Below are 4,682 nucleotides of genomic sequence, written 5' to 3'. Positions count from 1 at the left end.
GGTGGCCGGGACGGCGGCCGCTGTCGCCCTGGTCGGCGCCGCCGGCGCGGCCGCGGTGTGGAACAGGCGCCGCAGGACCGTCAGTACGGTCAAGTCCCGTGGGGCGCACAGGCGGTGAGAGCCCGGGCCGCCGTGCGAACGCAGGCGCTGCGTTCCCCGGGTGTTCGAGCACAACGGAGTTCCGCTGGCCGCACCCGGTCCGGTGGGTCCCGCAGCACTGTCTCCCGTCATGCCCCGGCGGCGGTGGCCCGGGCGCGCCACTCGCGCGGGGCGGCGCCGTGGGCGGCACGGAACACACGGGCGAAGTAGCCGGGGTCGGGCAGACCGACGCGGCGGGCGACCTCGGCGACCGGCAGGTCGGTGCCGGTCAGCAGGCGCCGGGCCTCGCGGAGCCGGCGTTCGGTGATCCACTGGCCGACGGTCCGGCCGGTGCGACGGCGCACCACGGTGGTCAGGTGACCCGGCGTCATCCCGATGCTGTCGGCCACCTCGCGCAACGACAGCGGCTCGGCGAAGCGCCGCTCGATCACCTCGAACACCTCGGCCAGCAGCGGCTCGTTGCTGCGCCGCAGATCGCCGACCACGTCCGTGGCCAGGCGGGCGACATCGACGAGCAGCAGCGTCAGATGCGCCAGGAGCGCCTGTCGGTAACCTTCCTGACGCTCCGTGAGCTCGGCCTCGATCGCGGCGATCGTCGCCGCCCAGACCGGCCGCCGCGCGGCCGGGACCCGCAGGCGCAGCAGGCCGCCCGGCATCCGGTGGAGGAACGGCAGCAGCAGGGGATGGGCCCGCCAGGACGACCAGGGAGCCCGTTCGTCACCGCCGAGAGCCGTCGGGTCGAAGAACAGCCCCGTCCCGGCGGCGATCCCGGAGACCGTCCGGGGCTCGATGACCGCGCCGGGGGCGACGACGAAGGCGTCGCCCTCCGCCAGGTGCGGGGCCGCCTCGCGGGGCGGACGTGGCCCGGTGGCCCGCTCGACGTACATGAGGACCGGGAAGTCGTGGATGTGGCGCTGCCCTTCGCCCGGGTGCCGTCCCGGGGCGAAACGGAGCAGGGCGACGGGCGGTGCGTCCGCGTCGGTCCGGTACCGGTAGACGGGCACTCCGGCCTGGAGGCGGACCGGTCTCGCCATCTCGGTCATGCGACCGAAGATAGTCCCAGTTCCACCGAGGAACCAGCAACTGCGTTGGTAGCCACGGAGCCAGCATGGGGGACATGAACGAACATCCTCTCAGTGCGGCCGCAGGGTCGCGTCACGACTACCTGCCTGCCGCCGGGCGGGACGCATTCCTGCCGTTCTACGACCGCCTCACCGCCCTGCTGGGCGTCCCCGCTCTGCACCGCGCCCTCGTCGAGCAGGCCGACCTCGCGGACGGGCAGCGCCTGCTCGAGATCGGCTGCGGCACCGGCAACCTCTCCGTCCGGGTCAAGCAGGCCCGCCCCGGCGTGGAGGTGGTGGGGCTGGACCCGGATCCGCTCGCGCTGGCCCGTGCCGAGCGCAAGGCCCGCGGCCTCGACGCCGTCTCCTTCGAGCGCGGCTACGCCCAGCGGCTGCCGTACCCCGACGCCTCGTTCGACCGGGTGCTGTCGGCCCTGATGCTGCACCACCTCGACCGTGACACGAAGGGCGCGGCGGCCGCGGAGGCGCTGCGGGTTCTGCGTCCCGGCGGATCCCTCCACGTGGTCGACTTCGCGGGCCCGCGGCACGGCATCCACGGCCGCCTCGCCCAGCGCATGGTCCGAGCCGGCCACACGGCGGACAACGCCGACGGCGGTCTCGGGCGCCTGCTGTCCGCGGCGGGCTTCGACCGCGCCGTGATCTCGTCGCGCCGCCACCCGGTCCTGGGCGAGATCACCTTCTACCGGGGGACGCGCGCCTGAGACACGGGGTGTGCGCGGCGCCGGGATCGGGGCATCCGCCAGGCGTGGGCATCCAGGTGGGAACCTCGGGCTGGCAGTACGCCGACTGGCGGGGACTGCTCTATCCGGCGGGCGTGCCGACGCGCGTATGGCTGGAGGAGTACGCCACGCACTTCCCCACCGTGGAGAGCAACGCGGCGTTCTACCGGCTGCCCGCGCCGGAGACCTTCGCCGCCTGGCGTGACCGCACGCCCGAGGGGTTCGTCTTCGCGGTCAAGGCCAGCCGGTTCCTGACGCACATCAAGCGGCTGCGCGACCCCGAGGAGCCGGTGGCCCGGTTGCTGTCCCATGCGGGCGCGCTGGGGCCGAAGCTGGGGCCGGTGCTGCTGCAGCTGCCTCCGACGCTGCCCGCCGACCCGGAGCTGCTGGACCACTGCCTGGCGTGCTTCCCGCCCTCCGTCCGGGTCGCCGTGGAGCCGCGGCACGACTCCTGGTGGACGGACGAGGTGCGGGCGGTGCTGACCGGGCGCCAGGCGGCGCTGTGCTGGGCGGACCGGGGCTCCCGGCCGGTCACGCCGCTGTGGCGCACCGCGGACTGGGGCTATCTGCGCTTCCACGAGGGGCGGGCCCGGCCGTGGCCCCGCTACGGGCAGGCGGCGTTGCGCGCCTGGGCCGCCAGGATCGCCGCCGCCTGGCCCGAGGAGCCCGACCCCGACGTCTACGTCTACTTCAACAACGACCCCCGCGGGGCCGCCGCCGCGGACGCCCGCGGCTTCAGGGCGCTGCTGGGGCGGTCCGACCGGGCCCCGGCTCTGCGGCGAGCCGCTGGAGCAGGGTGAGCAGCACGGCGCGGTCGGTCCTGCCGAGCGGGGCGAAGCACTCCGCGAGGACGTCGTCGGCCACCCGGTGCCCGGCCGCCAGCGTCCGCTCGCCCTGCGCCGTGAGGTGGTGCTCGATGCGCCGGCCGCGGCCGGGGCGGCGCTCGACGAGCCCCTGGGCGGTCAGCCGGCCGACCAGGGACCCGAAGGCCTGCTCGGTCTGGAAGGTGGCCGCGGCCAGTTCCCGCGCCGAGGCACCGGGGGCGCGGTCGATGGCGCGCAGGGCGTCCCACTGGGCGAGCGTCGTGCCGACGGCGGACAGGGCGCTGTCCAGGGCCCGATGCTGCCGGTACTGGGTCTGCTTGACCGCGCGGCCGAGTTCTTGCAGCTCACCATGCATGGGGCGAGTCTAGCCGAAAACTAAGCTAGCTTATATAAGCATCCTTAGTTAGAGTGACGGCCATGAGCCAAGACACTCCCGCGGCCGTTGGCGGCCCGTCCCTCACCCTCTCCGAGTCCGGCAGCGGCAGGCCCGTCCTGGTCCTGCACGGCGGCGGAGGTCCGGCGACCGTGGCCGGCCTCGCCGGGCACCTGTCCCGGACCGCCCACGTGCTGACGCCCGTCCTTCCCGGCTGGGACGGCACGCCCCGTCCCGCCGACCTGGCCGGCGTCGCCGACCTGGCTCGGCACTACCTGTCCCTGCTCCAGGACCGCGGGCTGCGGGACGTCGCGGTCGTCGGCTCCTCGTTGGGCGGCTGGGTGGCCGCGGAGATGGCGGTGGGCGACAGCGCCGGGATCGTCACCGGCCTCGTCCTGATCGACGCCGTGGGCGTCCGGGTCGCCGCCGAGCCGATAGCCGACGTCTTCGGGCTCGACCCGCGCGGCCTGGCCGAGCTCTCGTGGCACGAGCCGGAGCGGTTCCTGGTCGACCCCGCCGCGCTGCCCCCGGAGGAACTCGCCCGGCGGAAGGCCAACATGACGACCATGCAGGCCCTGGCGGGCGACCCCTACATGCACGATCCCACCCTGCTGGAGCGGCTCGCGGGCGTGCGGATGCCGGTGCTGCTGCTGTGGGGCGAGAGCGACCGCGTGGTCACCCCCGCCTACGGAGCCGCGTACGCGGCCGCCTTGGCGGACGGCCGGCTGCGGGTGATCCCCGAGGCCGGCCACCTGCCCCACGTCGAGCAACCGGAGGCCACCTACCGCGCGCTCGACGCCTACCTGCGGCTCCCGGCGGCGGGGGCGCCCGACGCCTGACGCCCGCTCGGCCCGCACCGTGCACCCAGGACGGAGTCCCGCCCCGTCACAGCAGCCCCGGGAAGCCGAATGCACGCGGGGATCCCGGGCAGGCGACCGGTTGTCGAACCGAACCGAGCCACGCGAAGGAGATCCATATGAGCATGGTGAAGGAATCCATCGACGTCGACTGCCCGATCCGCCAGGTGTACAACCAGTGGACCCAGTTCGAGGACTTCCCCGCCTTCATGGACGGGGTCGAGGACGTCCGCCAGATCGACGCGACGCACAACCACTGGCGAACCAGGATCGGCGGTGTGGAGCGGGAGTTCGACACCGAGATCATCGACCAGCAGCCGGACGACCGCATCACCTGGCGCGCCGTCAGCGGTGACGTCCAGCAGATGGGCACCGTCAGCTTCCAGCCCCTGGACGACCGGCACACGCGCGTCAGCCTGGCCATGGACTACCAGCCGCAGGGCATGGTGGAGAAGGCCGGCGAGCTGACCGGCACGGTGCAGCGCCGCATCAAGGGCGACCTGAAGCACTTCAAGGAGTTCATCGAGGAGCGGGGCATGGAGACGGGCGGCTGGCGCGGCCAGGTCCGTCCCGGCATGGGCACCACCCCGTCCACGGGGATGGGCACCCCGTCCGCCGGTACCGGCATGGGCAGCCCTTCCCCCGGCCTGGGCGACCCGTCCACCGGTATGGACAACCCGCCCATGGGAGGCACCGGGCAGATGCCGCCCTCCGGCATCTGAGCGTGC

At 74.1% G+C, this 4,682-nt stretch carries 6 protein-coding genes; 4 read left to right on the top strand and 2 right to left on the bottom strand.

The window, feature by feature from the left end:
* Nucleotides 1–227: 227 nt before the first annotated feature.
* Nucleotides 228–1,142, bottom strand: a complete 915-nt coding sequence (locus ACFP3V_RS22720; RefSeq protein ID WP_380586438.1) for an AraC family transcriptional regulator — start codon at nt 1,140–1,142, stop codon at nt 228–230.
* 74 nt (nt 1,143–1,216) lie between these two features.
* Between ACFP3V_RS22720 and ACFP3V_RS22715 the strand changes: the two genes are divergently transcribed.
* Nucleotides 1,217–1,882: a class I SAM-dependent methyltransferase gene (locus ACFP3V_RS22715; protein WP_380586435.1), complete on the top strand. Its 666-nt coding sequence runs from the start codon at nt 1,217–1,219 to the stop codon at nt 1,880–1,882.
* A 44-nt stretch (nt 1,883–1,926) separates the two neighbouring features.
* A complete protein-coding gene (locus ACFP3V_RS22710; RefSeq protein ID WP_380586432.1) occupies nt 1,927–2,700 on the top strand; it encodes a DUF72 domain-containing protein in 774 nt (257 codons plus the stop codon).
* Here ACFP3V_RS22710 and ACFP3V_RS22705 read toward each other — a convergent pair.
* Nucleotides 2,636–3,079: a MarR family winged helix-turn-helix transcriptional regulator gene (locus ACFP3V_RS22705; protein ID WP_380586429.1), complete on the bottom strand. Its 444-nt coding sequence runs from the start codon at nt 3,077–3,079 to the stop codon at nt 2,636–2,638. The genes ACFP3V_RS22710 and ACFP3V_RS22705 overlap by 65 nt on opposite strands.
* A gap of 62 nt (nt 3,080–3,141) precedes the next feature.
* Between ACFP3V_RS22705 and ACFP3V_RS22700 the strand changes: the two genes are divergently transcribed.
* Both ACFP3V_RS22700 and ACFP3V_RS22695 read left to right on the top strand, forming a co-directional pair.
* Nucleotides 3,142–3,936 (top strand): alpha/beta fold hydrolase, encoded by a 795-nt coding sequence (locus ACFP3V_RS22700; RefSeq protein WP_380586426.1) that lies wholly within the window; start codon nt 3,142–3,144, stop codon nt 3,934–3,936.
* A 137-nt stretch (nt 3,937–4,073) separates the two neighbouring features.
* Nucleotides 4,074–4,676, top strand: coding sequence for an SRPBCC family protein (locus ACFP3V_RS22695; RefSeq protein ID WP_380586423.1), 603 nt, complete (start codon nt 4,074–4,076; stop codon nt 4,674–4,676).
* The last annotated feature ends 6 nt before the right edge of the window (nt 4,677–4,682 follow it).

The organism is Streptacidiphilus monticola (genome assembly GCF_042658505.1).
Taxonomy (GTDB): Bacteria; Actinomycetota; Actinomycetes; order Streptomycetales; family Streptomycetaceae; genus Streptacidiphilus; species Streptacidiphilus monticola.
Note: the sequence above shows the minus strand (reverse complement) of the source record. Positions and strands in the feature narration are given on the sequence as shown.